At 65.8% G+C, this 1397-nt stretch carries 2 protein-coding genes and 1 pseudogene; 1 reads left to right on the top strand and 2 read right to left on the bottom strand.

Going from position 1 to position 1397, the window contains the following annotated elements; genetic code table 11:
• Positions 1–379, top strand: a 379-nt coding sequence (locus tag AUC71_RS07595; protein WP_280139291.1) for a ribosomal RNA small subunit methyltransferase A, incomplete at its 5' end; no start/stop codon positions are given.
• Here the strand turns inward: AUC71_RS07595 and gmk are convergent.
• Positions 376–1008, bottom strand: coding sequence for a guanylate kinase (gene gmk / locus AUC71_RS07590; protein ID WP_069623785.1), 633 nt, complete (start codon positions 1006–1008; stop codon positions 376–378). The two genes, AUC71_RS07595 and gmk, sit on opposite strands and share 4 nt — an antisense overlap.
• A gap of 6 nt (positions 1009–1014) precedes the next feature.
• Positions 1015–1397 (bottom strand): annotated as a pseudogene (locus AUC71_RS22955) (endoribonuclease YicC domain-containing protein); the annotation flags it as partial.

Below are 1397 nucleotides of genomic sequence, written 5' to 3'. Positions count from 1 at the left end.
CGTCGCCAAGCCGCGCACCAAGGACTATGGCCGCCTGGCCGTGTTGACGCAGTGGCGCACGGAGCCCCGTATCCTGTTCTCGCTCCCGCGCGATGCCTTCACGCCGAAGCCGAAGGTCGCCTCCGCGGTGGTCGCGTTCGCTCCCCGCGACCGGCCAGAGCCCCCTTGCGATGTGAGCACGCTCGAACGGGTCACGGCCGCCGCGTTCGGCCAGCGGCGCAAGATGCTGCGCGCAAGCCTGCGCCAAATCACGCCGGATGCGGAGGGTCTTCTGGAAGCGCTCGGCCTCGATCCCAAGGCCCGCGCGGAAGAATTGGAGATCGGCGATTTCTGCCGCATCGCCAACGCGCTCGAAGCTCAAAAGAACGAGTTAGCTTAGAGCTGCTTCAACAGGCCTTGCACGAACCCGTCCAGCCCCGTGAGCCGGGCGCGCTTCAAACGCTCCGCGGCAAGGATGGCATGCACCGCCTCGACGGACCGATCGACATCGAAGTTCACGAGGACGTAGTCGTAGTCCTTCCAGTGCTGGATCTCGTTGCTTGCCCCCGCCATACGGCGCGCAACCACGTCGTCCGAATCCTGTGCGCGGGTTCTCAACCGCTCCTCAAGGGCGCCCGCGGTCGGCGGCAAGATGAACACGGAAACGACATCGCCTCTTGCTTGCTCGCGAAGCGAGTCGGCGCCCTGCCAGTCCACATCGAACAGAACGTCACGTCCGTCGCCCAAGGCGTGCTCGACCGGTGCGCGCGTGGTGCCATAGAAATTGTCGAACACGAGGGCCCACTCCAAGAACGCCTTCTCGTCGCGCATTCGCGTGAAGGTTTGCTTGTCCACGAAATGGTAGTCCCTTCCGTCCACCTCACCGCGGCGCTTCTCGCGCGTGGTGTGGGAGATCGAAGGCGCGATGCCGGCATCCTCGTCGAGCACGCGCCGGGCGATGGTCGTCTTGCCGGCGCCCGATGGCGACGACAGCACCAGCATCAGTCCTCGACGGCCGATCTCATCCATAGCGGCTCACTCGATATTCGCGACCTGCTCGCGAAGCTGATCGATCACCGACTTGAGCTCGAGCCCGATCCGGCTGAGCTCGATGTCGGACGCTTTCGAGCAGGTCGTGTTGGCTTCCCGATTGAATTCTTGGGCCAGGAATTCGAGCTTGCGTCCCGCGGGCTGACCGCTCGCGATCAGCGCCTTCGCCGCCCGCACCATGCGCGCTGAGCCGGTCGAGCTCTTCCTGGATGTCCGCCTTGGCGGCAAGCAACAGCGCCTCCTGATGCAGACGCTCGGGCTCGAGCGCAGCACCGGCCTCGCCGAGGCGCGCGATCTGCTCGCGAAGCCGCCCCGCCAACAATTCGGGCTGCCGCGCAACGGCGTCGGCGGCCTTTGCGACCAACTCG

This window comes from Methyloceanibacter marginalis, from assembly GCF_001723295.1.
Taxonomy (GTDB): domain Bacteria; phylum Pseudomonadota; class Alphaproteobacteria; order Rhizobiales; family Methyloligellaceae; genus Methyloceanibacter; species Methyloceanibacter marginalis.
Note: the sequence above shows the minus strand (reverse complement) of the source record. Positions and strands in the feature narration are given on the sequence as shown.